Source organism: Kluyvera sichuanensis (genome assembly GCF_014218705.1).
Lineage (GTDB): Bacteria > Pseudomonadota > Gammaproteobacteria > Enterobacterales > Enterobacteriaceae > Kluyvera > Kluyvera sichuanensis.
In genome coordinates this window covers 72,665-96,934 of the sequence record NZ_JABBJF010000019.1, presented here as the reverse complement: position 1 = coordinate 96,934, position 24,270 = coordinate 72,665, and the positions used below count along the sequence as shown (strand labels likewise).

Below are 24,270 nucleotides of genomic sequence, written 5' to 3'. Positions count from 1 at the left end.
AGTCCAGGGCATAGCGAGTCTCCTCTTCTATGCCTGTTATAACTGTTACCCATGTATCCGGTCTAAAGTGTTACCTATGTTTCCGGTTTGTACCGTAGCGACGCCGGGTTTTTCTTGATTCAGAGACAGCCTAAATGACCACCGCTGAAACCATCACCGTCAATGACTCCGTCACCCTCCATGCCGTCAATGAAAGCCATGTCTCGGGGCTGTACCAGTTGGTGCAGCGCAACAAAGTGTGGCTTCAGCAGACGCTGAACTGGCCGCAGTACGTTAACAGTGAACAGGATTCTCGCCAGAACGTGCAGGGCAATATGATGCTGCATCAGCGCGGCATCGCCAAAATGTTCCTGATTTTTGTCGATAACCAGATGGCGGGCGTGCTGTCGTTCAACCAGATCGAGCCCTCGAACAAAACGGGCTATATCGGCTACTGGCTGGATGAAGGTGCACAGGGGAAAGGGACGCTGTCGGCGGCGCTACAGGCATTTATTCGCTACTACGCCGAGCGTGGGGAAATTCGCCGCTTTGTGATCAAGTGTCGGGTAGATAACCTGCGCAGCAATCAGGTGGCGCTGCGCAACGGTTTTCAACTGGAAGGGTGCTTACGCCAGGCGGAGTTCCTTAACGGCGTTTATCACGACCAGAATATCTACGCGCGGATTGTCGACGCCACCACGCTATAGCGCACCAAAGAGCGGGGTGCGGGTAATCCGCTGCGCCCCGGTTATCGCTTTACGCCCGCGGAGATGAATCGCGTCTCCCGGTAGCGCCTCCACCACCACGCTATCGGTGATATCAATGTGATACTCGATCAGCACATCGCCAATGACCCGTGCATCACCTTGAATAAGCACGTGATCGTCGAGCAAAATCGGCCCGCCCTGTAAGTGCGCGTTGCCGCCGACCAGCACGTGGTGCTTCAACACGCAGTTGCCTTCAACCACCGCGTTTTCCGCCACCTGCGAGCTGTAGCGCAAGGTGGGGATCTCATCCTCGCCGCGCCCGGCGATAATGCGTGCATGGCCATAGACTTTGGCGCAGTCGCACACCCAGATATTGTTCTCTTCGTTGCCGTCTAACCGGGCGTTGTCGAAAACCTCCGCCCGATGCTCAACAAAGGCATGCACCAGCAAGGCTTTGCCGTAGATTTGCGCCTGGTGTACAACCCGACAGTGCCGCAACTGGGCGGCATCGTAGATTTGTAGCACCTGTTCGCTATCGGCGGTTAAGCCTCGGGCACCCACGACCTGCGACTGCTCGGCGATATGGGCGTAGCCAAACAGGTGGCAGAAGCCGTGAACCTGCGAATCGTGCACGGTGGCATCGCCGCTCACTCGCGCATGGTGGCTGACCCGGCTGGCCTGAACCCACGCGTTGCCGCCGACCTCGGCCTGATGGCTGATTTCACAAGGCTGCGTCACCCTCGCGTTTTCGGTCACTCTGGCCCCGGCATAGACCAGGCTGTTCTCATCATAAATCCAGCATTCGCCATCGTGACTCAGCGACAGTTCGTTTTCGACCCAGCCACCGAGGCTACCGACGGTCACATCGGCAAAATCCTGCAAAGCAATAATCTGACGCACCACCACGCTCTCTCTGGCGCCGGGTTCGCCAATTTGCACGCTGCGCGTTTCATCGCTGAGACGATATTTTTTCATCATGGCCTCGATGGGTATGCGGATAAAGTAAATGTAGCAAATCATCGCAATACTGGAGGGAATCTGCCCGTGATGGCAACGGTCTGGCTTTATGCGCGACAGAAAAATGAAGTATAACGGGGTATCCGTTTTGACCTTCAATACCAACAGCCTCCAGGGGGAGCGATGCTTTTATCCAGTCTGATAGCGATTGCAGCCGTATTAGTGATGGGCGTCATGAGCCCCGGCCCGAGTTTTATCTACGTGGCGCGAACTGCCGTGGTGCATTCCCGCATGCACGGCCTGGTGACGGCGCTGGGCACCGGCGTTGGCGCGGCGACGTTTGCCATGATGGCGATGCTGGGGCTGCAAAAGGTGCTTAACGCGGTGCCGGAACTGTTTATCGGTCTTAAAATTGCCGGCGGCGCCTACCTTATCTGGGTGGGGATTAAAATTTTCCGCGGCGCGCGTCAGCCAATGGCGATCGCGGTAGGGGGCGAAAAACGGGAACTTTCCCTGTGGAAAGCATTTCGTGACGGCCTGCTCACCCAATTGAGCAACCCCAAAACGGCGATTGTCTTTGCCTCTATTTTCACCGCGCTGCTGCCAGCTAACATTCCGACCGCGTTTTACTACATCGTACCGGTAATGAGCTTCGTGATTGATGCGGGCTGGTATTCGCTGGTGGCGCTGGTACTGTCGGCGGAAAAACCACGTCGCGTTTATCTGCGTATTAAAGGCGCGGTAGACCGTACTTCTGCAACCGTTCTGGGCATCCTTGGCGTGAAGCTTATCTATACTTCCTTTTCGCGCTAGCGCACCAGTAAAGAATCATTTAAAATACAACTTAACAAAATTTGATTAATTAAACTAAATGCATAATAACGAGAATGAAGCTCGGGTACTTAATTTGCCCGTGGGCTACTTTGGGATGGTTCTGGGCACCATTGGAATGGGCTTTGCCTGGCGTTACGCCAGCACCATTCTGCCGGTAAGTCATCGCATTGGCGATGCGCTGGTGGTGCTTGCTATTGTGATGTGGGGGTTGTTAACCCTGGCTTTTCTGACGCGGGCGCTACGCTTTCCGTACAGCGTCTGGCAGGAGATGAATCATCCCATCGCCAGCAGTTTTGTCAGCCTGTTTCCAGCGACGACGATGCTGGTGGCCATTGGCGTGACGCCGTGGGCGAGGCCGTTGGCGCTGGCCCTGTTTTGCGTCGGCGTAGCGTTGCAACTGAGCTATGCCGCCTGGCAAACCGCCGGGCTATGGCGCGGGGAGCATCCGGCAGATGCCACCACGCCGGGGCTCTATTTGCCCACCGTGGCCAACAATTTCATCAGCGCGATGGCCTGCGGAGCGCTGGGCTTTAACGACGCCGGGCTGGTGTTTCTTGGCGCAGGGGTTATTTCATGGATTACGCTCGAGCCTGCCATCGTCCAGCGCTTACGCAGCGGCGGGGTGCTCTCCGTACCGCTACGTACTTCGCTCGGCATTCAACTGGCCCCAGCGTTGGTGGCCTGTAACGCCTGGCTGAGCATCAACGGCGGCCATGCGGATGTGTTTGCCAAAATGCTGTTTGGCTATGGCCTGCTGCAGCTGCTGTTTATGTTGCGCCTGATGCCCTGGTATCTGCGCCAGGCGTTTAACGCCTCGTTCTGGAGCTTCTCGTTCGGTATTTCCGCACTGGCTTCCACCGGACTACATCTTGGCCACGCCAGCGGTTCTGGTTTTTTCCATAACCTGGCGCTACCGCTGTTTATTTTCACCAATATCGTGATCGGCCTGCTGCTGATTAAAACGCTGCTGTTGCTGCTTCAGGGCAAACTTTTGACCCGTGTTGCTCCGTCGACACTGATGAAACCGAAGGATGAACAATGACTACTCGTGACGAAAACTACTTCACCGAAAAATATGGCCTGACCCGCACCCATTCTGACGTGCTGTATGCGGCCACGCAGGTTGCGCCAGGTAAAACGCTGGATCTTGGCTGTGGCAACGGGCGTAACAGCCTCTATCTGGCGGCAAACGGCTACGATGTGACGGCGTGGGATAAGAACCCAATGAGCATCCAGAACCTGCTGTCGATTCGCGAAGCGGAAGGGCTGGAAAACCTGCAAGCGTCGGTGAAAGATCTCAACACGCTGACCATTGACGGTGAATATGATTTTATTCTCTCCACCGTGGTGATGATGTTCCTTGAGTCGAGCACTATCCCACGCCTTATCCCCAACATGCAGCGCTGCACCAAACCGGGTGGCTACAACCTGATTGTCGCCGCGATGGACACCGAGGATTTCCCTTGCACCGTTGGTTTTCCGTTTGCTTTTAAAGCCGGTGAGCTGAAAAACTATTACGAAGGCTGGGATCTGCTGAAATATAACGAGGACGTAGGCGAACTTCACCGTACCGATGAAAACGGTAATCGCATTAAATTACGCTTTGCTACTCTGCTGGCACGCAAGAAATCATAATTGGTATTTATATAACGGGCGCAAGCCCGTTATGCCGTGAATCATTTTTGTGAATAATGAGAGCAGACTCCATTTTTGCCGCGACAAACTCCTGATTCATTTGCTATAACTTACTGGCATTTGTGCATTTATCAGGGATTATTCTCATGCGTACTCAAGCGTTTTTCAAAGCGGCGGCCCTTGTGGGCGTTCTGGCATTAGCGGGCTGTGCATCGAAGACCACCACCCCCGAGCAATATTCAGGATTTTTAAAAGATTATTCTGGCCTGAAGGAAGCCACCACGGCGTCAGGAAAAACGGAACTGCGTTGGATCTCTCCGGACTACAAACCGGCTAACTACGCTAACGTCGTCTACAACCCGGTAACCTACTACCCGGTACCGAAGCCGACGACGCAGGTTGGGCAGAAAGCGCTGACCGACATTCTGAACTACACCAACACCGAGCTGAAAAAAGCCATCAGCGAGCGTAAGCCGCTGGCGACGACGGCTGGCCCGCATAGCCTGATCTTCCGCGGTGCGATTACCGCCGTTGACTCCAGCAAAGAAGGCCTGCAGTTCTACGAAGTGATCCCAATCGCGATGGTGGTTGCGGGTACTGAAGCGGCGACCGGCCACCGTACCATGAATACCAACCTCTACTTTGAAGGCGAACTGATTGACGCGGCGACCAATAAACCGGTCATTAAAGTGGTGCGTAAAGGCGAGGGTAAAGACCTGTCTAACTCCAACTCCCAGCTGACGCTGGATACGTTGAAACAGGTTATCGATGATATGGCCATTGATGCCGTTAAATTCGATCCATCCCAGAAGTAATTTTACTTTAGCGTTCTCGTAAATAAAGGGCGACACGCAGGTGCCGCCCTTATTTTATTTATTCATGCTCTGGCTTCTTTTAATAGTTGCGCAATTGCAGACGCCTGCTCGGCATAATTCCCTTCGCCAAAAAAGATATACCCGAAGTTTCATATGGGTGATGGGGGTTTACATATACTGGGAGATACGGAAGAGGCTGAAGCGTTCATGAATTTCTCCTGGACAGAGGCTTGATATCATCAAATCAAAAACGATAGCGAACGAAGTATAGGCGGCTATCGCGACGAGGATGTGCGGGATTACGGGGATGTTGCCAGCCACGGTATCCAAAGAGAGGCCAGATACAGTGTGATACAGACAAACGCCCGGGCTACATGCGATATCGTAGCCCGGCCGAGCAAAGCGACGCCGGGATCACGCCCGACTTAAAAACGGCACTCGCCACATTTCCGGTTTGGCAAACATCACCAGGTTCCCCAGAAGAATCAGCACCAGCCCGACCACCGCGTTCGCATGCCACTGGTAGCCCTCGTACATTGTCGACAGCGTCAGCGCGACCAGCGGGAACAGCAGCGTACTGTAGGCGGCGTTGCTGGCACCAATACGCCCAACCAGGGTGAAATAGACGCCGAACGCAATCACCGAACCGAAGATCGCCAGATAGAACAGGGCGCCCATATAGCTCACCGTCCACTGTGGGGTGAAATCATCACCGCGCAGCAGGGCGATAACGCCGATGATAATGGTGCCGTAAAGCATCGCCCAGGTGTTGGTGGTCAGCGTCTCCAGGCCACGGCGCTGGTGGCGCATGCTGAGCATATTCCCCAGCGAAAAACCGTAGGTCCCGAGCGCGCTGAGTAAAATCCCGGCCAGCAGCGTGCTGCTCATGCCTACCGCCTGCAGGTCATCCCAGAAGAGGGTGACGATGCCGCATAACCCCAGCAGTGCAGCAAGATAGAAGCGCTTCGGTGGCGTCTGACGGAAAAAGATAAAGCTGTTGATGGCGTTAAACAGCACCGCCATGGAGAAAATCACTGACTCAAGGCCGGTGTTAATCCATTTTGCGGCGGTGTAAAAACAGAGGAAGTTAAAGCCGAACACGCAGCAGCCCTGCACGATGCAGAACAGGTGATCGCGCAGCGCCAACGGGCGTAGACGGCGCAGACTCAGTAAAATGGTCATCATGGTGAGGCTGGCAATGGCAAAACGCCAGAAAATGGAAACCGCCTCAGGAACCGGGCCCTGCTGTAAAAAGATAGCAATCCAGGTGGTTCCCCAGATAACAACGACCAGAGCATAGAGCAGTACGTTCATCATTCCTCGCCAAATCACAATGAAAAACACAGTGTGCGGGGATGTGATGCGCGGCGCTTGCAGAAGGCTGCGGGGGACTTGCATATTCTTGCGGTTTTTTTGCCTGCGACGCGCTGAGAACGCTAGATTCTGCGGGCGACAGTCCCTAGACTGAGACTATCGATAATCGTGATAGATATGTTAATGGCCTACGCAACGTTTGAAAGATTACAGAGTCAGAACGCCCAGCTGCGGGAAACCGTGGCGCTCAACTCTGGGATACAGCTGGCGGCCTGGTATAACAAATGCGACAACCTGACGGTTAAGAGCGATCATCACACCCTGAGCCTGTACGTCGCCGACGGCTACGAAAGCTATCAGAAAACCCCTCATGGCTGGAAAAATGGCGGTGGGCCGGACCGTTTTTGCCTGATGCCGAAGGACAGCGAATCGACGTGGGATATTCGCGGCGATCTGTCGTTCGTGCACCTGTACTGCACCGATGAACACCTGCGGAGGGTAGGTGAGCAGGTGTGGGATCGCAGCCCGGCGACGCTAACCCTCGACGAACAGATTTTTGGCGATGACCCGAAAATTACGCTGCTCTACCGTCAGTTTCTACTCGGCTATGACTGGCAGCAACCGGCAAACCAGTTGACCCTGAGTAGCGCCAGCACCATGCTGCTAACGCACCTGATCCAGCATCACGCCAACGTGCAGTGGCGACTGCCGACGGTGACCGGCGGCCTGGCCCCGGCGGTGTTGCGTAATACGCTCGACTATATCGATGCGAATCTCTCCGCGCCGCTGACGCTCGCCGACCTTGCCGCCCAGGCGGCCTTAAGCGAATACCATTTTGCGCGAATGTTCCGTCAGAGCGTGGGGTTGGCACCGCATCAGTACGTGATGCAGCGCCGGATGGACCGCGCGCAGCAGATGGTGCGCTACACCACGCAATCCCTGACCGACATTGCCCTGTGCTGCGGGTTTAGCTCCGCCAGCCACTTCAGCAACCGCTTTAAAGCAGCGAACGGCGTGACACCGTCACAACTACGTGCGAGCCTTGCGGGATAGCAGTGCAAAGCTGACGCCGCCAATCACTAATCCCCAGAATGCCGACCCTACGCCGGCCAGGCTTACCCCGCTGGCGGTAACCAGGAAGGTGACCATGGCCGCATCGCGTTCTCTATCGTTATTCAGCGCCTGGAACAGGCTTCCTCCCAGCGTACCGAGCAGCGCCAGTCCAGCCAGCATTTGAATCCATGCCGTCGGCAATGCTGACATCAGCGCGGTGATGGAACCACCAAAAATCCCGGCCATCAGATAAAAACCCCCCGCTGCCGCCGCAGCCTGCCAGCGCTTCAACGGGTCGGGATGCGCGTCTGGACTCTGGCAGATAGCGGCGGTAATGGCGGCGATACACACGGAGTAGACCCCGAACGGCGCCAGCACAAGGCCAAAGGCCCCGCTGACCACAATCAGCGGCGAAATTGGAACGCGATAGCCGGAGGCCTGAAGCGTGGCTAGCCCCGGTGCGTTTTGCGACGCCATCGTCACCAGAAAGAAGGGAATACCGATGCTCAACAGCTGGGTAAGGGAGAAATGCGGCGCGATATACTGCGGGGCCACCACTGCCAGGCTTAGCGAATCAGTGACAATGTCACCTTTTAACGCCGCCGCGACAATACCGACCGCCAGCGCCGCCACCACGGCGTAGCGCGGGGCGAGCGCCTTAAACAGCAGCCAGCCGACCAGCATACTGCCGCACAGCACCAGTTGCCCCTGTAGCGTGGCGAAAGCCTGCAGGCCGAAACGCAGCAGGATGCCCGCCAGCATCGCGGCGGCCAGCGAATGCGGAATTAGCTTCATCAGTCGGGCAAACCAGCCGGTGAGACCGCAAATCACAATCAGCGCATTAGCAAAGATAAAAATGCCCACCGCATCGTTCAGCGTCGCCCCCTGCAAGCTGCCAACCAGCAACGCCGCGCCGGGGGTAGACCAGGCGGTTAAGATAGGCACTTTGCGCCATAGCGTCAGCACCAGCGTACTGACGCCCATCGCCAGACCGAGCGCGGTCATCCAGCCGGAGATTTGTACCGCGGTTGCGCCCGCCGCCGCCGCGGCCTGCCAGATGATCGCCGCAGAGCTGGCGTAGCCGACCAGCACGGCAACAAAACCGGCCAGTACGGTAGGGAAAGGAACCAAAGGGGATCGCATAAAAGCCTCTTGTGCGTTATAACGTCCACTCAATGTAGCATTGTGCGCTATAACGTACAATGGAGCCGTCGGATTTGCTAAAACGGCACGGGCAGCGTGGGGTATACTTTGGCGATGGAAGAGAATGGAGGTGGAATGAATATTGCGCAACACCTGGCGGCAACGCTGAAATCCTTACGTCAGCAGCGCGGCTGGAGCCTGTCTAAGCTGGCGGAAGAGACCGCCGTGTCGAAGGCGATGCTAGGGCAAATCGAACGCAACGAGTCCAGCCCGACGGTGGCGACGCTGTGGAAAATAGCCACCGGTCTGAACGTGCCGTTTTCGGTCTTTATTACGCCTGAAATACCGGGCGCAGAGCAGTCGTTTGACCCGCAACAGCAGGCGATGGTGGTGACACCAGTATTCCCCTGGGACCCGGTACTGTGCTTTGATCATTTCTCTATCACCCTTGCGCCTGGCGCATTAAGCGAATCAACGCCGCATGAAAAAGGGGTGATTGAACACGTAGTGGTAATTAGTGGGCAGCTTGATATGTGCGTTGAGGGGGAGTGGCGGACGCTCTATCCCGGGCAGGGATTGCGCTTTGCGGGCGACCTGGCGCATGCCTATCGCAACAGCGGCGAGCAGGTAACCCATTTCCACTCTATCATTCATTATCCCAAAGAAAACGCCGCAGGCAGGCCTGCGGCAAATCATGACAATGAACCATAACGTGGCCGTTACGAGGAAAGTCCGGAATACGAAACCGACTCTAACGGACGGATGTCGAAAGCGGAAATGCCCATTTCGGTAATAGGTTACTGAAATTATGCTAATCGCGGCGCACAAGCGGTGGAAACTGTTTTCGTCCGTCGCGGCTTCTGGCTACAATAGCCGCCATTTTGTGACCCGACTGGATAACCCTGACTGTATGCGCCAGCAGAACACTCTCCTTGAACTCCTTAGCCCGGCTCGCGATACCGCTATTGCTCGCGAAGCGATTCTTCATGGTGCCGATGCGGTGTATATCGGCGGCCCTGGTTTTGGGGCGCGCCATAACGCCAGCAACAGCCTGCAGGACATCGCCGCGCTGGTGCCGTTTGCTCATCGTTACGGCGCGAAAATCTTTATTACCCTCAACACCATTCTGCATGATGACGAGCTGGAGCCAGCGCAGAAGCTGATTACCAGCCTGTACGACGCAGGTGTGGATGCGCTGATCGTGCAGGATATGGGCATTATGCAGCTCGACCTGCCGCCAATTGAGCTGCATGCCAGCACCCAGTGCGATATACGCACCGTTGAGAAAGCTAAGTTCCTGTCGGACGTCGGGTTCAGCCAGATCGTGCTGGCGCGCGAACTGAATCTGCAGCAGATTAAAGCCATTCATGACGTGACCGATGCGACCATCGAGTTCTTTATCCACGGTGCACTGTGCGTGGCCTACTCCGGGCAGTGCAATATTTCGCATGCCCAGACCGGACGTAGCGCCAACCGTGGCGACTGTTCGCAGGCCTGCCGTCTGCCGTACACCCTGAAAGATGATCAGGGTCGCGTGGTGGCGTTCGAAAAACACCTGCTGTCGATGAAAGATAACGATCAGACCGCCAACCTTGGCGCGCTGATTGACGCGGGCGTACGTTCCTTCAAGATTGAAGGGCGCTATAAAGATATGAGCTATGTGAAGAACATCACCGCGCACTATCGCCAGATGCTCGATACGCTGATTGAAGAACGCGGTGATTTAGGCCGTACCTCTGCCGGACGCACTGAACATTTCTTCGTGCCGTCAACGGACAAAACCTTCCATCGCGGCAGCACCGATTACTTTGTTAACCAGCGCCAGATGAACATCGGTGCGTTCGACTCGCCGAAATTTGTTGGCCTGCCGGTCGGTGAAGTGCTGAAGGTCAATAAAGATACCCTCGATGTGGAAGTCAGCGAGCCGCTGGCCAACGGCGATGGCCTGAACGTATTGATTAAACGTGAAGTGGTCGGTTTCCGCGCCAACACGGTAGAGAAAATCGGTGAAAACCGCTATCGCGTGTGGCCGAATGAGATGCCGGCTGACCTGCATAAAGCGCGTCCGCATCAGGTATTGAACCGCAATCTCGATCACAACTGGCAGCAGGCGCTGCTGAAAACCTCCAGCGAACGCCGCATTGAGGTGGATATCGAGCTGTCAGGCTGGCAGGAACAACTGGTGCTGACCATGACCAGCGAAGATGGCGTTAGCGTGACGCATACCCTGGACGGTGAGTTTGCGGCGGCGAACAATGCGGAGAAAGCGCTGAGCCAGCTGCAGGACGGGATCGCCAAGCTGGGCCAGACGATCTACTATCCGCGCGGGGTTGACGTCATGCTGCCGGAGGCACTTTTTGTGCCTAACAGTATGCTGAACCAGCTGCGCCGTGAAACCGTAGAAATGCTCGATGAAGCGCGTCTGGCGGCCTACGTGCGCGGAAGCCGTAAAGCGGTAACCACGCCGCCGCCGGTCTATCCGGAAAGCCATCTTAACTTCCTGGCCAACGTGTATAACCACAAGGCGCGTGAGTTTTATCATCGCTACGGCGTACAGCTGATTGATGCAGCCTATGAGGCGCATGAAGAGAAGGGCGACGTGCCGGTGATGATCACCAAACACTGCCTGCGCTTTGCCTTTAACCTGTGTCCAAAACAGGCGAAGGGGTCGATTAAAAGCTGGAAAGCCACGCCGATGCAGTTGATTAACGGTGACGAAGTGCTGACGCTGAAATTTGACTGCCGCCCGTGTGAAATGCATGTGATTGGCAAAATCAAAAACCACATCCTGAAGATGCCGCTGCCGGGCAGCGTGGTGGCATCGGTCAGCCCGGACGATTTGCTGAAAACCTTACCGCGCCGGAAATAGCGCCGCTTATGTAGCCCGGCCGAGCAACGCGACGCCGGGAAAGGCAACAATGCCAAACAAAAAGGCCGGAATCTCCGGCCTTTTTTACTTAGTTATGCTGCCCGTCTTTCGGTGGCAGCTTGTTGTCGCCGTCGTGTTTTGGCGGCTGGCCTTTGCCATCATGCTGCGGGCCTTTATTGTCGTGCGGCGGCAGGCCTTTGCCATCGTGCTGTGGACCTTTGTTGTCGCGTGGCGGCTGGCCTTTGCCATCGTGCTGTGGACCTTTGTTGTCGCGTGGCGGCTGGCCTTTGCCATCCTGCTGCGGGCCTTTGTTATCGTGCGGCGGCTGGCCATTATGCTGCTGTTCTACAGGCGGCTTTTTCGGCGGCTCCTGATGGTCGGCGGCGAAAGCGGTTGAACACAGACCCATTGCCAGGATTGCAGACAGTGCAATAATTTTCTTCATCATGTACTCCATACATTGCTTTTGTGTATGGGATGTAGTTGACCAATAAAACATGGAGGAAATGTGAAGGCCCGTCCAATTAAGAATAGTCCGGGCACGTAAAGCTTAAAACATTCATCCCGTTGTTATATCAGGATTTAAACCCAGCCGCGGTCATCAGTACACGAAATAGGCTCCCCACCACGGCCAGCGCCAATACGCTGCCGCCCCATAATGCGACCAGCCAGAAAAGGCGTGAAACCCAGCGATTTTTCATCAATGGTAGCCCTCATCCTGCGGCACTTTGCCGCGAAAAACGTAATAGCTCCAGAAGGTGTACACCAGAATAATCGGGATAATAAACAGCGCGCCAATCAGCATAAACTCCTGGCTTTGCACGGGCGCTGCGGCCTGCCAGAGCGTAATGGACGGCGGAATAATGGCGGGCCAGATGCTGATCCCCAGTCCGCTAAAGCCGAGGAACACCAGCACCAGCGTCAGAATAAACGGCTGCGCATGGCTGGTATCTCGTGCCAGGTGCCGCCACAGCAGGGCGCTGGCGGCGATAACCAGCAGCGGCACCGGTAGCAGATAATAGAGATTCGGCAGGCTAAACCAGCGTCGGGCAATGGCCTCATGCTGCATCGGCGTCCAGAGGCTGATAATAGCGATAACCGCCAGTAGCGCCAGCAGCAGCCCGCGCGCGCTGCGCTTCATCGTATGCTGGAGCGAGGCTTCGCTTTTCATCACAAGCCAGGTCGCACCCAGCAGCGCGTAGGCGATAGTCAGCCCCACGCCGCAGAACAGCGTAAACGGCGTGAACCAGTCGAAGGCACCGCCGCTGTAGGCCCGTCCCGTTACCTCAAAGCCGTTAATTACCGCGCCAACGACGATTCCCTGGCAAAAGGTCGCCAGAATCGAACCACCCATGAAGGCCTTGTCCCAGAATGGCCGGTGCGACGGCGTGGCATTGAAACGAAACTCGAAGGCCACGCCGCGAAAGATCAGGCCGACCAGCATCAGCGACAGCGGAATGGTCAAGGCGTCGATAATCACCGCGTAGGCCAGCGGGAACGCGCCAAATAGCCCCGCGCCGCCGAGCACCAGCCAGGTTTCATTGCCGTCCCAGACCGGCGCCACGCTGTTTACCATCACATCGCGCTCCTGCGCGCTGCGGGTGAAGGGGAAGAGAATGCCAATCCCCAAATCAAAACCATCCATGACGATATACATCAGGGTGGCAAACACAATAATCACAAACCAGATAATGGACAGATCGATGTTCATACTCGCTCCTCCTCGTGGGACATCGCCGCAGATAGTGGACGTGCTGGGGTTCCTTGCGGTTCAGGGCTAAACGGCTGCGGGCCTTTGCGGATCAGGCGCACCATATAGCTGTAGCCCACGCCGAAGACCGAGCTGTAGACAACGAAAAAGGTCAGCAGACTGACGCTCATATGCAGGTCACCGTGCGCTGAGACGGCGTCCGCCGTGCGCTGCAGCCCATAAACCACCCACGGCTGGCGGCCCACCTCCGTCGTCACCCATCCGGCAAGGATCGCCACCAGGCCAGAAGGGCCCATCAGCAGCGCGAACCACAGGAACGGGCGCGAGGTGTAAAGGGTTTGCCGCTTGCGCAGCCATAGCGCCATGACGCCCAGCAACAACATCAGCATGCCTAGCCCGGCCATGATGCGGAATGACCAGAAGACGATGGTGGAGTTGGGTCTGTCTTCTTTGGCGAACGCTTTTAGCGCCGGAACCTGTTTATCCAGGCTGTGGGTGAGGATCAGGCTGCCCAACGCCGGGATCTCCAGCCCGAAGCGAGTGCGCTCCTGCTCCATATCCGGCCAGCCAAACAGCAGCAGCGGCGTGGGTTCGCCCGGCGGGTTTTCCCAGTGGCCTTCAATGGCGGCAATTTTCGCTGGCTGATGCTTGAGCGTATTGAGACCGTGCATATCACCGACCATCGCCTGAATTGGGGCGACGATAAGCGTCATCCACAGCGCCATGGAAAACATGGTGCGAATAGCTGGCGTCTGGTTGCCGCGCAGCAGATGCCAGGCCGCCGACGCGCCGACGAACAGCGCACTGCTCAAGAACGCGGCAATGGACATATGCAGCAGTCGGTAAGGGAACGATGGGTTAAACACCACCGCAAACCAGTCGACCGGCACGACCTGCCCGTTGACGATTTCATATCCCTGTGGCGTCTGCATCCAGCTGTTGGAGGCGAGGATCCAGAAGGTGGAGATGATGGTGCCCAACGCGACCATGCAGGTGGCGAAGAAGTGCAGCCCTGGGCCGACGCGGTTCCAGCCGAACAGCATGACGCCGAGAAAACCGGCTTCGAGGAAGAAGGCGGTCAGCACTTCATAGGTTAACAGCGGGCCGGTAATGCTGCCCGCAAACTGCGAAAAACCGCTCCAGTTGGTACCAAACTGATAGGCCATCACCAGCCCGGACACGACGCCCATGCCGAAATTGACGGCGAAGATCTTTGACCAGAACTGATACAGCGAACGCCAGACCGGGTTACGGGTTTTCAACCACAGACCTTCGAGCACCGCCAGATAGCTGGCGAGGCCGATGGTGATGGCGGGAAAAATAATGTGGAACGAAACGGTAAAGGCAAATTGAATTCGCGCGAGGTGAAACGCATCAAGACCGAACATGCAAACTCCGTGGAGAAGAAGACTCGGCTTGATTTTAGAGGGGGGAACGGCATGGGGGCAGAGACAGTCGAGGGGTATTAAATGATAACAGTTTTAACATTCCGGTCATTTTTTGACGGCTGTTATCGCTGTCTCTATCGGTTGGTTACCCGCGGGTGAATCGTGAGGCGAACTTTTTGGTTCGTGGGTAAAGGCAGGCCAGCGCGCTGCCGAGCACCACGATAAACAACAGTGGGTTAACCAGTTCTAACGTTTCGCTGTGTAATTCCTGGGAGGCGATGACCGAGGAGAAACAGAGCGCAGCGGAGTAGCCCAGCAATTCAATACTTGTCATTTTCATGTAATAAGTGATTCGCGTCGTTTTCAGCAAGCTGCACATCATGACGAGCTGACATTTTTTTGCCATGGCTACGTGGCGCGCGCTGATGTATTTCCCACCACATAGGCCAGTTTGATGTTGCAGATCAATCGTTCACGACGTTGAACCCCAGCGCAGGTGAGCGTCAAAATCAACATTCACCCATATCAGTTACATAAAAATGCATATTTTGTAACGCTGATATAATATAGACGCAATCTAAGATTCACCGGGATTCGCCATGAAAAAATACCAGCGCCTCGCCGAGCAGATGATGGAACAGATTGCCCTTGGGGTGTGGCTGCCGGGCGATAAACTGCCGTCGCTGCGTGAGCAGGTGGTGAACAGCGGCATGAGCTTTATGACCGTCAGCCACGCGTACCAGTTGCTGGAAAGCCAGGGGCGCATCGTGGCGCGCCCGCAGTCCGGCTATTATGTCGCCCCGCGTGCGGTGACCACCCGCGCGGTTACGGCGCCTGCGCAGGTCATGCCTGATAACGCCGTTGACATCAACACCTATATCTTTGAAGTGCTGCAGGCCAGCCGGAATGCCTCGGTGCTGCCGTTTGCCTCCGCTTTTCCCGACCCCAAACTGTTCCCGCTGCCGCAGCTTAACCGCTCGCTGGCACAGGTCAGCAAGACCGCAACGGCGATGAGCGTGATTGAAAACCTGCCGCCGGGTAATGACGAACTGCGTCATGCCATCGCAAGGCGCTATGCGCTCCAGGGCATGACCATCTCCCCGGATGAGATTGTGATCACCGCCGGTGCGCTGGAAGCGCTGAACCTCAGCCTGCAGGCGGTCACGGAACCGGGCGATTGGGTGATCGTTGAGAACCCTTGTTTTTACGGCGCACTGCAGGCACTGGAACGTCTACGGCTCAAAGCACTGTCGGTCGCCACCGATGTGCAAGAGGGTATCGACCTCGATGCGCTGGTGCAGGCGCTGCAAACCTACCCGGTGAAAGCCTGCTGGTTGATGACCAACAGCCAGAACCCGCTTGGCTTTACCCTGACGCCGGAAAAGAAAGCGCGCCTGGTGGAGATCCTCAGCGAATACAACGTCACGCTGATTGAAGATGATGTCTACAGCGAGCTCTATTTTGGCCGCGATAAACCGCTGCCAGCAAAGGCGTGGGATAAAAGTGATATGACGCTGCACTGCAGTTCATTTTCAAAATGTCTGGTGCCTGGGTTCCGTATTGGCTGGGTGGCAGCGGGCAAGCACGCCCGGCGTATTCAGCATTTACAGCTGATGAGCACACTGTCGACCAGTTCGCCGATGCAGCTGGCGTTGGTCGATTATCTGGCGACCAAACGCTACGATGCGCACCTGCGACGTCTACGCCGTCAGCTTGCGGAGCGCAAACAGCAGGCCTGGCAGGCGCTGATGCGCGCGCTGCCGCCTGAGGTGCACATCCACCATAATGACAGCGGCTACTTTCTGTGGCTGGAACTACCGACGGGTTTGGATGCCGGTGTGCTGAGCGCAAAAGCGCTGGAACACCATATCAGCATCGCCCCGGGCAAAATGTTCTCCACGACCGATAACTGGGCCTCGTTCTTCCGGTTTAATACCGCCTGGGGATGGAGCGAGCGCGAAGAGCGGGCGGTAGAAACCCTCGGCGCGCTGATTCGCAGAATGATGAAATAACCCCCCGGTTGCACCTGCCATTCCCTGATAGCGCTCCTGATAACACCCGGTCATAGGAAATATGCATAACGCCTTTGGCCGGTAACCCCTTGTCTATAATCCATATTATCTCAGCCCATTTCCCATTTTTGCGGAATGCGCCCTTGGTCACAACCTGTGCAAATATCTCGCCGCTGTACGGGTAGAGCGTCTGGCGCTGTCTATTTTTAGTAAGGGAGATATTTTTAACGGCACGGCTGCCGCTCAAATTCATTGTGACAGGAGTAATAACGTTATGAGCAAGAAATTTGCACGCAGCAGCCTGTGCGCGCTGGTGATGACCGTGGCGACCGCGAATGCCGCCGAACCGCCAACGTCGCTGGGGAAAGCGGAAGGTCGGTTGGATATTATCGCCTGGCCGGGGTATATCGAACGGGGCCAGACCGATAAGGGCTACGACTGGGTGACGCAGTTTGAAAAAGATACCGGCTGCCAGGTCAACGTGAAAACCGCCGCGACTTCCGATGAAATGGTCAGCCTGATGGCGAAGGGGGGCTACGACCTGGTGACCGCCTCGGGCGACGCCTCGCTGCGCTTGATCATGGGTAAACGCGTGCAGCCGATTAACACCGCACTGATTGAGAACTGGAAAACCCTCGACCCACGCCTGGAAAAAGGGGCCTGGTTTAACGTCGACGGTAAAGTTTACGGTACGCCGTATCAGTGGGGCCCGAACCTGCTGATGTACAACACCAAAACCTTCCCAACGCCGCCGGACTCCTGGAACGTTATCTTCGTTAAGCAAAATCTGCCGGATGGCAAAACCAACCAGGGCCGCGTGCAGGCCTATGAGGGCCCAATCTACATCGCCGATGCGGCGCTGTTTGTTAAAGCCACCCAGCCACAGCTGGGCATCAGCGACCCGTACCAGCTTACCGAAGCGCAATATCAAGCCGTGCTGAAGGTGCTGCGCGATCAGCATGAGCTGATCCACCGCTACTGGCACGACACCACCGTACAGATGAGCGATTTCAAAAATGAAGGCGTAGTGGCCTCCAGCGCCTGGCCGTATCAGGCCAACGGGCTGAAAGGTGAAGGGCAGCCGATTGCCACCGTCTTCCCGAAAGAGGGAGTCACCGGTTGGGCGGATACCACCATGCTGCACGCTGAAGCGAAGCACCCGGTCTGTGCCTACAAATGGATGAACTGGTCGTTAACGCCGAAGGTTCAGGGCGATGTGGCGGCGTGGTTTGGTTCGCTGCCGGTAGTGCCTGAAGGCTGTAAAGCCAGCACGCTGCTGGGCGATAAAGGTTGTGAGACCAACGGCTACAGCTTCTTCGACAAAATCGCTTTCTGGAAAACGCCTATCGCCGAAGGCGGTAAATACGTGCCTTACAGCCGCTGGACGCAGGACTATATCGCCATTATGGGCGGTCGCTAATCATCCGGGAGTCCAACATGACGTACGCAGTGGAGTTTCATGACGTCTCGCGGCTTTATGGTGACGTGCGGGCGGTGGATGGCGTCAGCATTGCCATCCACGACGGGGAGTTCTTTTCCATGCTGGGGCCATCTGGCTCCGGCAAAACCACCTGTCTGCGGCTGATCGCCGGGTTTGAGCAACTTTCCGGCGGCGCTATCTCTATCTTTGGTAAACATGCCAGCGAACTGCCACCCTGGGAGCGGGACGTCAATACCGTCTTCCAGGACTACGCGCTGTTCCCACATATGTCGGTGCTCGATAACGTGGCCTACGGCCTGATGGTGAAAGGTGTTGGCAAAAAAGAGCGTCAGGCAAAAGCGGCGCAGGCGTTAGAAAAAGTGGCCCTTGGCTTTGTGGGGGCGCGAAAGCCCTCGCAGCTTTCCGGCGGCCAGCGCCAGCGAGTGGCGATTGCCCGTGCGCTGGTGAACGAACCGCGGGTGCTGCTGCTGGATGAACCGCTCGGGGCGCTGGATCTGAAGCTGCGCGAGCAGATGCAGTTTGAGCTGAAAAAACTCCAGCAGGATCTCGGTATCACCTTTATTTTCGTCACCCACGATCAGGGTGAGGCGCTGTCGATGTCTGACAGGGTGGCGGTGTTCAACAACGGCCGTATTGAGCAGGTGGATACGCCGCGCGAACTGTATCTGCGCCCACGCACGCCGTTTGTGGCGAGCTTTGTCGGCACCTCTAACGTGTTCGCCCCCGCAATGGCGGAAACGCTCTGCGGAATGACGGGAAGCTGGGCGCTGCGCCCGGAACATATTCGCCTTAATGAAGGCGGTGAAGTTCAGGTTCAAGGGCGTATACAGGCAGTGCAGTACCAGGGCGCGGCGACGCGCTATGAACTGCTGCTGGAGGGCGGCGAAAAACTGCTGGTCAGCCAGGCCAACTTCTCTGCTGGGCTAACCGCCGAAGGCCCGACCGTGGGTCACGTGGTGCTGGCGTCATGGGCGCGCGATGCCATGGTGGCGCTGGACGGAGGGAGGTGAATGGAGATGAGTATGACGCCGGTTCCTCCCGCACGCCGTCAGGGGCGCTTATCCAGCCTGTTCTGGCGCAGGCCAACCCTCGGGCTGTTTTTGTTACTGCTCGGTCCGCTGATGTGGTTTGGGATTGTCTATTTTGGATCACTGCTGACGTTGCTGTGGCAAGGGTTCTATACCTTCGACGATTTCACCATGTCCGTTACGCCAACGCTGACGCTGGCAAACCTTTACGCGCTGTTTAACCCCGCCAACTACGACATCATTATCCGTACGCTGGTAATGGCGCTGGCGGTTACCGTGGCGAGCGCGCTGCTGGCGTTTCCGATGGCGTGGTATATGGCGCGTTACACGAGCGGCAAGCAAAAGGCCTTTTTCTATGTCGCGGTGATGCTGCCGATGTGGGCCAGCTATATCGTCAAAGCCTATGCCTGGACGCTGTTGCTGGCAAAGGATGGGGTGGCGCAATGGTTTCTGAATCATCTGGGTCTGGAGACGCTGCTGGCGGCGATTCTGACGATACCGGGCGTCGGCGGTAATACGCTGTCTACCTCGGGGCTCGGTCGTTTTCTGGTCTTCGTCTACATCTGGCTGCCGTTTATGATCCTGCCGGTGCAGGCGGCGCTGGAGCGTATTCCCGGTTCGCTGCTTCAGGCTTCCGCTGACCTCGGCGCCCGCCCACGTCAGACCTTCCGCCACGTGGTGGTGCCGATGGCAATCCCCGGGATTGCTGCGGGTTCCATTTTCACCTTCTCACTGACCTTAGGCGACTTTATCGTGCCGCAGCTGGTGGGGCCGCCGGGCTATTTCATTGGCAACATGGTCTATTCCCAGCAGGGTGCTATCGGCAATATGCCTATGGCAGCGGCGTTTACCCTGGTGCCCATCATGCTGATTGCCCTCTATCTGGCGTTCGTGAAGCGCCTGGGAGCGTTCGATGCACTCTGAAAGGGCACCGCTGTTTCTCAAAATTGCCGCCTGGGGCGGAGTTATCTTCCTGCATTTCCCGCTGGCGATCATCGCCATCTATGCCTTCAACACTGAAGACGCGGCGTTCAGCTTCCCGCCGAAAGGCCTGACGCTGCACTGGTTCAGCGAAGCGGCATCGCGTGGGGATATCTTCGACGCCGTGACACTGTCACTAAAGATTGCGGCACTGTCGACGGCGATTGCATTGGTACTTGGCACGCTTGCTGCAGCAGCGCTGTGGCGGCGTGACTTTTTCGGCAAAAGCGCTATTTCGCTGTTGCTGATGCTGCCGATCGCACTGCCGGGGATCGTGACCGGTCTGGCGCTGCTGACTGCCTTTAAAGCGGTCAACCTGGAACCAGGGTTGATCACCATTGTTATTGGCCACGCCACGTTCTGCGTAGTGGTGGTGTTTAACAACGTGATTGCCCGTTTCCGCCGGACCTCATGGAGCCTGGTGGAAGCGTCGATGGATCTGGGCGCGAACGGCTGGCAAACCTTCCGTCACGTGGTGCTGCCGAATTTAGGCTCGGCGCTGCTGGCCGGGGGCATGCTGGCGTTTGCGCTGTCGTTTGATGAAATTATCGTCACAACCTTTACTGCCGGGCATGAGCGCACGCTGCCACTGTGGCTGTTGAACCAGCTTGGCCGACCTCGCGATGTGCCGGTAACCAACGTGGTGGCGCTGATGGTCATGCTGTTAACGATGATACCGATTTTAGGGGCGTGGTGGCTGACTCGCGAAGACGATGGGGCCGCCAACGGTGGTACGACATTTAAATAAAACAGGATCATGCTATGCAACATAAGTTACTGATTAATGGTGAACTGGTCGCAGGTGAAGGGGAATCCCAACCGGTCTACAACCCCGCGACGGGTGAGATCCTGCTGACGATTGCGGAAGCCTCGGCGGCCCAGGTGGATGCGGCGGTAAATGCCGCAGACCGGGCGTTTGTTCAATGGGGGCAAACCACGCCGAAGCATCGTGCGGAGTGCCTGCTCAAGCTGGCGGATGTCATTGAAGAACATGCCGCTACCTTTGCCCGCCTGGAATCGCTCAACTGCGGCAAACCGCTGCACTGCGTGACCAATGATGAAATTCCGGCGGTGGTGGATGTGTTCCGTTTCTTTGCCGGTGCTGCGCGCTGCCTGAACGGGCTGGCGGCCGGTGAATATCTGGAAGGCCACACCTCGATGATTCGACGCGACCCGGTGGGCGTGGTGGCATCGATTGCGCCGTGGAACTACCCGCTGATGATGGCGGCCTGGAAGCTGGCGCCAGCGCTGGCGGCGGGGAACTGCGTGGTGATCAAACCGTCCGAAATCACGCCGCTCACCGCCTTAACCCTGGCAGAGCTGGCGAAGGATATCTTCCCAGCGGGCGTGCTGAACGTGCTGTTTGGCCGTGGTAAAACGGTGGGTGACCCGCTAACCGGGCACGCTAAAGTACGGATGGTGTCGCTGACCGGTTCGATTGCCACTGGGGAGCACATTATCGCCCATACCGCGTCGTCGATTAAGCGTACGCATATGGAGCTTGGCGGCAAAGCGCCGGTGATTGTGTTTGATGACGCCGATATTGATGCGGTGGTGGAAGGCGTCAGAACCTTTGGTTTCTACAATGCCGGGCAGGACTGTACGGCCGCCTGTCGAATCTACGCGCAGAAAGGCGTTTATGAACGGCTGGTGGAGAAACTCGGTGCGGCAATAGCGAGCCTGAAATCCGGCGCGCCGGAAGATGAAAGTACGGAACTGGGGCCGCTCAGTTCGCAGGCGCATCTGGCGCGGGTGAGCGACGCCGTGTCGCGGGCTAAAGCGTTGCCGCATATTAAAGTGGTGACCGGCGGCGAGAAAGCGGCAGGCGCAGGCTATTACTTCCAGCCAACGCTGCTGGCGGGGGCAAAACAGGACGATGATATCGTCCAGCGTGAAGTGTTCGGCCCGGTGGTGAGCGTTACGGCATTTGATACCGAAGAACAGGTGCTGGGCTGGGCGAACGACTCCCAGTACGGGCTGGCATCCTCGGTGTGGACGCAGGACGTCGGGCGTGCGCATCGTTTGAGCGCCCGCTTACAGTATGGTTGCACCTGGGTGAACACCCACTTTATGCTGGTCAGCGAAATGCCGCACGGCGGTCAGAAACTTTCGGGCTACGGTAAGGATATGTCTGTCTACGGACTGGAAGATTACACCGTGGTTCGCCATGTAATGATAAAACATTGATCGCGCGTTTAGCGCATGATCGGTAGGGAGATGGCGTGAATCAGGATTTTCAGGATATCAAAAATGAGTTTGAGAAATATGGCCCCGAGGCCGGTGAACGTATCGCTCAGGAGATGTATGCGTCGCTGGCAAAGAGGCTGACACCTTATTTCTTTAACCAGGAGAGCATCAATAAGCGAAGGCTAATCATCAAACTTGAGGAGGGGGAGAAAGAGGTTGGCACCCTGACGAGGTACGATTGGCTGGCGGCTTTTGAAAGATATAAACCTGAAGGTCACTAGCGACCTTTCCTCATCATTTACCCCCTTCGCGGTAGGCGCGATGCCTGCCGCTACCCCTCCCTGGTTTTTGACATACCCGGTGCAACGTGCGAGGATCCGCGCCGTTGTAAAACCGGGTATAGCCAGAAAAATGAAAAAAAGTATTGTGTGTACTGCTGCGGTGATTGCCGCGGTAATGGGGATTGGGACCTACTATTCAGCCAGCCGCGTGGCGGCCTGTGAAGGACAAAACCGCGTGAGCGCCGCCTGCGTCGCGCAGGCCTGGGATGCGGAAAAAGTAAACTTAGTACCGCGGTACGATCCCAACCATTATGTGAGCGATCCAACGACGGACAGCATCTTCGCGTCCACCGTGCCAAAGCGCTAATCGTACAGCGTGTCACAGAAATAAAACCCAGCGCGGCGTAACGTAGTGCTGGGTTTTTTCGATTTAGCAGTCAATTCGGCTGGAGCCGGATGTCCTGGTTGCACAATATTTCAGCGATAAGTGGCGAAAAACTTGATGTGCGTCAAGAAACGTAGCATATTGCGCCGCTTTAACGATCAATTACAAGGATTCGATTGGTGACGCTATATCAACATATGCTCATCTTCTACGCCGTGATGGCGGTTATCTGCGCCATTATTACCTGGTTTCTTACCCGCGAAAGCACCTCAATTCGCCTGATTGCGACGCTGTTAATTGGCGCCACCTGGCCGTTTAGCTTTCCCGTGGCGCTGCTGTTGTCGCTGTTCTGACGTTATTTGCTTAAGTCGCTGAGCAGGATAGCAATGCTTTTGCCGCCTTCGGTCTGCTCAAGGGCAATTTTGACGATAATGGTCAGCGGGACGGAGAGCAGCATGCCGACCGGGCCAAGCAGCCAGCCCCAGAAGATTAACGACAGAAACACTACTAGCGTCGAGAGTCCCAGTCCGCGTCCCATGATGCGGGGCTCGAGAATGTTGCCGAACACGAGGTTAATTATCAGATACCCCGCAAGGACGATCAGCGCATCATAAAAGCCGCTGAACACCAGCACCTGAAGGATAGGGGGAATGGCCGCCAGCACCGAACCGATGTTCGGAATATAGTTGAGCGCAAACGCCAGCAGCCCCCAGATAAAGGCAAAACGTACCCCGAGTAACTCCAGCATTGCCCATACCACCAGACCTGTCACCACGCTGATAGCGGTTTTCAGCACCAGATAGTGGCTTACGCTATCCAGCGCCCGCTGTATTGCTGCCATCCCTTCCGTCGGTTTTGCCATAATTTGCTGCAGTTTGGCCGGGAGCTGCGGGACCTCCAGCAGCATAAACACCACCGTCAGCAGCAGTAAAAAGATCGACGACATGGCGTTTGAAAGCTGGGTCAGAAAGCGTGAGACCAGCGTCATAGCGGCATTAGGATCGATATACTTAATCAGCTCATCCGGGCGACGCTGATGCCAAAGCGCTGCAGCCAGGGCTCGAGATTATAGATGGGGACCGCCAGCGACGAACGGTACTGCGGCAGGGTGCGCGTTAGTTCGTTTAGCGAGGTGCCAAGCGTGGCGAGTAACAGCACGGCGGCGAGGATAATCACCCCAATCAGCAGTGAAATTCCCAGCACGCGCGGCACGCGCCAGCGCACCATCAGCTGCACCACCGGGTTCAGCACCACCGCGATAAACAGCGCTAGCACGAACGGTACGATGATATCAGCGGCAAAACGAATGCCGGTGAGAATGATGACCAGCATGCCCAGCATGATGACAATTTTTAATCCATTAAGCGTAATGATCGGCCTGGACATGTTGTTAGCTCCTGCTAAAACCTATGCAGAATATGATAATTGCGAATCAACTAATAATAAATGCATTAACATCAAACAGCCTCAGTAAAGATTTGCAAACATTTTGAGATACTTCGACATCTGTGTTAGAAATTAGCTGTGTTTAACTACCGAGGACAATTTTA

General features: G+C 56.4%; 25 protein-coding genes and 1 pseudogene. 17 read left to right on the top strand and 9 right to left on the bottom strand.

What is annotated here, in order from left to right; genetic code table 11:
* Positions 1 to 134: 134 nt before the first annotated feature.
* Positions 135 to 686, top strand: a complete 552-nt coding sequence (gene rimL, locus HII27_RS17725; RefSeq protein WP_185669094.1) for a 50S ribosomal protein L7/L12-serine acetyltransferase — start codon at positions 135 to 137, stop codon at positions 684 to 686.
* On the opposite strand, the gene ydcK is transcribed toward rimL, so the two are convergent.
* Positions 681 to 1,661 carry a YdcK family protein gene (gene ydcK, locus HII27_RS17720; protein ID WP_185669104.1) on the bottom strand — a complete coding sequence of 327 codons (981 nt, stop codon included), beginning with the start codon at positions 1,659 to 1,661 and terminating at the stop codon, positions 681 to 683. The genes rimL and ydcK overlap by 6 nt on opposite strands.
* Before the next feature lie 165 nt (positions 1,662 to 1,826).
* On the opposite strand from ydcK, the gene HII27_RS17715 reads away from it, so the two are divergent.
* From HII27_RS17715 to HII27_RS17700, 4 genes are all read left to right on the top strand, one after another.
* Positions 1,827 to 2,456 carry a LysE family translocator gene (locus HII27_RS17715; protein WP_185669093.1) on the top strand — a complete coding sequence of 210 codons (630 nt, stop codon included), beginning with the start codon at positions 1,827 to 1,829 and terminating at the stop codon, positions 2,454 to 2,456.
* Positions 2,457 to 2,514: 58 nt separating this feature from the next.
* Entirely contained in the window at positions 2,515 to 3,519 is a 1,005-nt protein-coding gene (gene tehA, locus HII27_RS17710; protein WP_185669092.1) for a dicarboxylate transporter/tellurite-resistance protein TehA, read from the top strand.
* Positions 3,516 to 4,112 carry a tellurite resistance methyltransferase TehB gene (gene tehB / locus HII27_RS17705; RefSeq protein ID WP_185669091.1) on the top strand — a complete coding sequence of 199 codons (597 nt, stop codon included), beginning with the start codon at positions 3,516 to 3,518 and terminating at the stop codon, positions 4,110 to 4,112. Before tehA ends, tehB begins: the two co-directional genes overlap by 4 nt.
* Before the next feature lie 146 nt (positions 4,113 to 4,258).
* Positions 4,259 to 4,927, top strand: a complete 669-nt coding sequence (locus HII27_RS17700) for a DUF3313 domain-containing protein (RefSeq protein WP_185669090.1) — start codon at positions 4,259 to 4,261, stop codon at positions 4,925 to 4,927.
* Positions 4,928 to 5,341: 414 nt separating this feature from the next.
* Here HII27_RS17700 and HII27_RS17695 read toward each other — a convergent pair whose 3' ends face one another.
* Positions 5,342 to 6,241: a DMT family transporter gene (locus tag HII27_RS17695; RefSeq protein WP_185669103.1), complete on the bottom strand. Its 900-nt coding sequence runs from the start codon at positions 6,239 to 6,241 to the stop codon at positions 5,342 to 5,344.
* Between the two features lie 183 nt (positions 6,242 to 6,424).
* On the opposite strand from HII27_RS17695, the gene HII27_RS17690 reads away from it, so the two are divergent.
* Positions 6,425 to 7,294, top strand: a complete 870-nt coding sequence (locus tag HII27_RS17690; protein ID WP_185669089.1) for a helix-turn-helix transcriptional regulator — start codon at positions 6,425 to 6,427, stop codon at positions 7,292 to 7,294.
* Here the strand turns inward: HII27_RS17690 and HII27_RS17685 are convergent.
* Positions 7,271 to 8,437 carry a benzoate/H(+) symporter BenE family transporter gene (locus tag HII27_RS17685; protein WP_185669088.1) on the bottom strand — a complete coding sequence of 389 codons (1,167 nt, stop codon included), beginning with the start codon at positions 8,435 to 8,437 and terminating at the stop codon, positions 7,271 to 7,273. The two genes, HII27_RS17690 and HII27_RS17685, sit on opposite strands and share 24 nt — an antisense overlap.
* Before the next feature lie 135 nt (positions 8,438 to 8,572).
* Here HII27_RS17685 and HII27_RS17680 point away from each other — a divergent pair, with 135 nt between their 5' ends.
* A complete protein-coding gene (locus tag HII27_RS17680) occupies positions 8,573 to 9,148 on the top strand; it encodes a helix-turn-helix domain-containing protein (RefSeq protein ID WP_185669087.1) in 576 nt (191 codons plus the stop codon).
* A gap of 199 nt (positions 9,149 to 9,347) precedes the next feature.
* On the top strand, positions 9,348 to 11,306 hold the full coding sequence (locus HII27_RS17675) for a peptidase U32 family protein (protein WP_185669102.1): 1,959 nt from the start codon (positions 9,348 to 9,350) through the stop codon (positions 11,304 to 11,306).
* An 88-nt stretch (positions 11,307 to 11,394) separates the two neighbouring features.
* Here the strand turns inward: HII27_RS17675 and HII27_RS17670 are convergent, their stop codons facing one another.
* The 5 genes from HII27_RS17670 to HII27_RS17650 all read right to left on the bottom strand — a co-directional run bounded on the left by HII27_RS17670 (position 11,395) and on the right by HII27_RS17650 (position 14,745).
* Positions 11,395 to 11,754: a hypothetical protein gene (locus tag HII27_RS17670; RefSeq protein ID WP_223883242.1), complete on the bottom strand. Its 360-nt coding sequence runs from the start codon at positions 11,752 to 11,754 to the stop codon at positions 11,395 to 11,397.
* A gap of 127 nt (positions 11,755 to 11,881) precedes the next feature.
* Positions 11,882 to 12,007, bottom strand: a complete 126-nt coding sequence (locus HII27_RS17665; RefSeq protein WP_185669086.1) for a DUF2474 domain-containing protein — start codon at positions 12,005 to 12,007, stop codon at positions 11,882 to 11,884.
* The gene (gene cydB / locus HII27_RS17660) at positions 12,007 to 13,017 is read right to left on the bottom strand and encodes a cytochrome d ubiquinol oxidase subunit II (RefSeq protein WP_185669085.1); all 1,011 of its coding nucleotides are present in this window, start codon (positions 13,015 to 13,017) and stop codon (positions 12,007 to 12,009) included. The genes HII27_RS17665 and cydB overlap by 1 nt, the downstream gene beginning before the upstream one ends.
* Positions 13,014 to 14,405: a cytochrome ubiquinol oxidase subunit I gene (locus tag HII27_RS17655; RefSeq protein WP_185669084.1), complete on the bottom strand. Its 1,392-nt coding sequence runs from the start codon at positions 14,403 to 14,405 to the stop codon at positions 13,014 to 13,016. The genes cydB and HII27_RS17655 overlap by 4 nt, the downstream gene beginning before the upstream one ends.
* Before the next feature lie 145 nt (positions 14,406 to 14,550).
* Positions 14,551 to 14,745 carry a hypothetical protein gene (locus HII27_RS17650; protein ID WP_185669083.1) on the bottom strand — a complete coding sequence of 65 codons (195 nt, stop codon included), beginning with the start codon at positions 14,743 to 14,745 and terminating at the stop codon, positions 14,551 to 14,553.
* Positions 14,746 to 15,004: 259 nt separating this feature from the next.
* Between HII27_RS17650 and HII27_RS17645 the strand changes: the two genes are divergently transcribed.
* The 9 genes from HII27_RS17645 (at position 15,005) to HII27_RS17605 (ending at position 23,073) form a co-directional block, all read left to right on the top strand.
* On the top strand, positions 15,005 to 16,417 hold the full coding sequence (locus tag HII27_RS17645) for an aminotransferase-like domain-containing protein (protein ID WP_185669082.1): 1,413 nt from the start codon (positions 15,005 to 15,007) through the stop codon (positions 16,415 to 16,417).
* Positions 16,418 to 16,691: 274 nt separating this feature from the next.
* The gene (gene ydcS, locus HII27_RS17640; protein ID WP_185669081.1) at positions 16,692 to 17,837 is read left to right on the top strand and encodes a putative ABC transporter substrate-binding protein YdcS; all 1,146 of its coding nucleotides are present in this window, start codon (positions 16,692 to 16,694) and stop codon (positions 17,835 to 17,837) included.
* A 17-nt stretch (positions 17,838 to 17,854) separates the two neighbouring features.
* The gene (locus HII27_RS17635) at positions 17,855 to 18,868 is read left to right on the top strand and encodes an ABC transporter ATP-binding protein (RefSeq protein WP_185669080.1); all 1,014 of its coding nucleotides are present in this window, start codon (positions 17,855 to 17,857) and stop codon (positions 18,866 to 18,868) included.
* Between the two features lie 12 nt (positions 18,869 to 18,880).
* The gene (locus HII27_RS17630; protein WP_223883241.1) at positions 18,881 to 19,810 is read left to right on the top strand and encodes an ABC transporter permease; all 930 of its coding nucleotides are present in this window, start codon (positions 18,881 to 18,883) and stop codon (positions 19,808 to 19,810) included.
* Positions 19,800 to 20,615 carry an ABC transporter permease gene (locus HII27_RS17625; RefSeq protein WP_185669078.1) on the top strand — a complete coding sequence of 272 codons (816 nt, stop codon included), beginning with the start codon at positions 19,800 to 19,802 and terminating at the stop codon, positions 20,613 to 20,615. Before HII27_RS17630 ends, HII27_RS17625 begins: the two co-directional genes overlap by 11 nt.
* A 14-nt stretch (positions 20,616 to 20,629) precedes the next feature.
* Positions 20,630 to 22,054: an aminobutyraldehyde dehydrogenase gene (gene patD, locus HII27_RS17620; RefSeq protein WP_185669077.1), complete on the top strand. Its 1,425-nt coding sequence runs from the start codon at positions 20,630 to 20,632 to the stop codon at positions 22,052 to 22,054.
* Between the two features lie 35 nt (positions 22,055 to 22,089).
* Positions 22,090 to 22,335, top strand: coding sequence for a hypothetical protein (locus HII27_RS17615; RefSeq protein ID WP_185669076.1), 246 nt, complete (start codon positions 22,090 to 22,092; stop codon positions 22,333 to 22,335).
* A 130-nt stretch (positions 22,336 to 22,465) separates the two neighbouring features.
* Positions 22,466 to 22,702, top strand: a complete 237-nt coding sequence (locus tag HII27_RS17610; protein ID WP_185669075.1) for a hypothetical protein — start codon at positions 22,466 to 22,468, stop codon at positions 22,700 to 22,702.
* Between the two features lie 197 nt (positions 22,703 to 22,899).
* Positions 22,900 to 23,073, top strand: coding sequence for a GhoT/OrtT family toxin (locus tag HII27_RS17605; RefSeq protein ID WP_185669074.1), 174 nt, complete (start codon positions 22,900 to 22,902; stop codon positions 23,071 to 23,073).
* 2 nt (positions 23,074 to 23,075) lie between these two features.
* Here the strand turns inward: HII27_RS17605 and HII27_RS17600 are convergent.
* Positions 23,076 to 24,106: pseudogene (locus tag HII27_RS17600) on the bottom strand (AI-2E family transporter).
* Positions 24,107 to 24,270: the final 164 nt, after the last annotated feature.

What these genes read in the sequence shown, in the direction of transcription:
- tehA (WP_185669092.1), top strand. Translation starts at nt 2,515, where the DNA reads ATGCATAATAACGAGAATGAAGCTCGGGTACTTAATTTGCCCGTGGGC.
- ydcK (WP_185669104.1), bottom strand. Translation starts at nt 1,661, where the DNA reads ATGAAAAAATATCGTCTCAGCGATGAAACGCGCAGCGTGCAAATTGGC.
- rimL (WP_185669094.1), top strand. Translation starts at nt 135, where the DNA reads ATGACCACCGCTGAAACCATCACCGTCAATGACTCCGTCACCCTCCAT.
- HII27_RS17690 (WP_185669089.1), top strand. Translation starts at nt 6,425, where the DNA reads ATGGCCTACGCAACGTTTGAAAGATTACAGAGTCAGAACGCCCAGCTG.
- HII27_RS17630 (WP_223883241.1), top strand. Translation starts at nt 18,881, where the DNA reads ATGACGCCGGTTCCTCCCGCACGCCGTCAGGGGCGCTTATCCAGCCTG.
- HII27_RS17715 (WP_185669093.1), top strand. Translation starts at nt 1,827, where the DNA reads ATGCTTTTATCCAGTCTGATAGCGATTGCAGCCGTATTAGTGATGGGC.
- patD (WP_185669077.1), top strand. Translation starts at nt 20,630, where the DNA reads ATGCAACATAAGTTACTGATTAATGGTGAACTGGTCGCAGGTGAAGGG.
- HII27_RS17665 (WP_185669086.1), bottom strand. Translation starts at nt 12,007, where the DNA reads ATGAAAAATCGCTGGGTTTCACGCCTTTTCTGGCTGGTCGCATTATGG.
- HII27_RS17685 (WP_185669088.1), bottom strand. Translation starts at nt 8,437, where the DNA reads ATGCGATCCCCTTTGGTTCCTTTCCCTACCGTACTGGCCGGTTTTGTT.
- HII27_RS17680 (WP_185669087.1), top strand. Translation starts at nt 8,573, where the DNA reads ATGAATATTGCGCAACACCTGGCGGCAACGCTGAAATCCTTACGTCAG.
- HII27_RS17655 (WP_185669084.1), bottom strand. Translation starts at nt 14,405, where the DNA reads ATGTTCGGTCTTGATGCGTTTCACCTCGCGCGAATTCAATTTGCCTTT.
- cydB (WP_185669085.1), bottom strand. Translation starts at nt 13,017, where the DNA reads ATGAACATCGATCTGTCCATTATCTGGTTTGTGATTATTGTGTTTGCC.
- HII27_RS17695 (WP_185669103.1), bottom strand. Translation starts at nt 6,241, where the DNA reads ATGAACGTACTGCTCTATGCTCTGGTCGTTGTTATCTGGGGAACCACC.
- HII27_RS17625 (WP_185669078.1), top strand. Translation starts at nt 19,800, where the DNA reads ATGCACTCTGAAAGGGCACCGCTGTTTCTCAAAATTGCCGCCTGGGGC.
- HII27_RS17650 (WP_185669083.1), bottom strand. Translation starts at nt 14,745, where the DNA reads ATGAAAATGACAAGTATTGAATTGCTGGGCTACTCCGCTGCGCTCTGT.
- HII27_RS17700 (WP_185669090.1), top strand. Translation starts at nt 4,259, where the DNA reads ATGCGTACTCAAGCGTTTTTCAAAGCGGCGGCCCTTGTGGGCGTTCTG.
- HII27_RS17670 (WP_223883242.1), bottom strand. Translation starts at nt 11,754, where the DNA reads ATGATGAAGAAAATTATTGCACTGTCTGCAATCCTGGCAATGGGTCTG.
- HII27_RS17635 (WP_185669080.1), top strand. Translation starts at nt 17,855, where the DNA reads ATGACGTACGCAGTGGAGTTTCATGACGTCTCGCGGCTTTATGGTGAC.
- ydcS (WP_185669081.1), top strand. Translation starts at nt 16,692, where the DNA reads ATGAGCAAGAAATTTGCACGCAGCAGCCTGTGCGCGCTGGTGATGACC.
- tehB (WP_185669091.1), top strand. Translation starts at nt 3,516, where the DNA reads ATGACTACTCGTGACGAAAACTACTTCACCGAAAAATATGGCCTGACC.
- HII27_RS17610 (WP_185669075.1), top strand. Translation starts at nt 22,466, where the DNA reads ATGAAAAAAAGTATTGTGTGTACTGCTGCGGTGATTGCCGCGGTAATG.
- HII27_RS17645 (WP_185669082.1), top strand. Translation starts at nt 15,005, where the DNA reads ATGAAAAAATACCAGCGCCTCGCCGAGCAGATGATGGAACAGATTGCC.
- HII27_RS17675 (WP_185669102.1), top strand. Translation starts at nt 9,348, where the DNA reads ATGCGCCAGCAGAACACTCTCCTTGAACTCCTTAGCCCGGCTCGCGAT.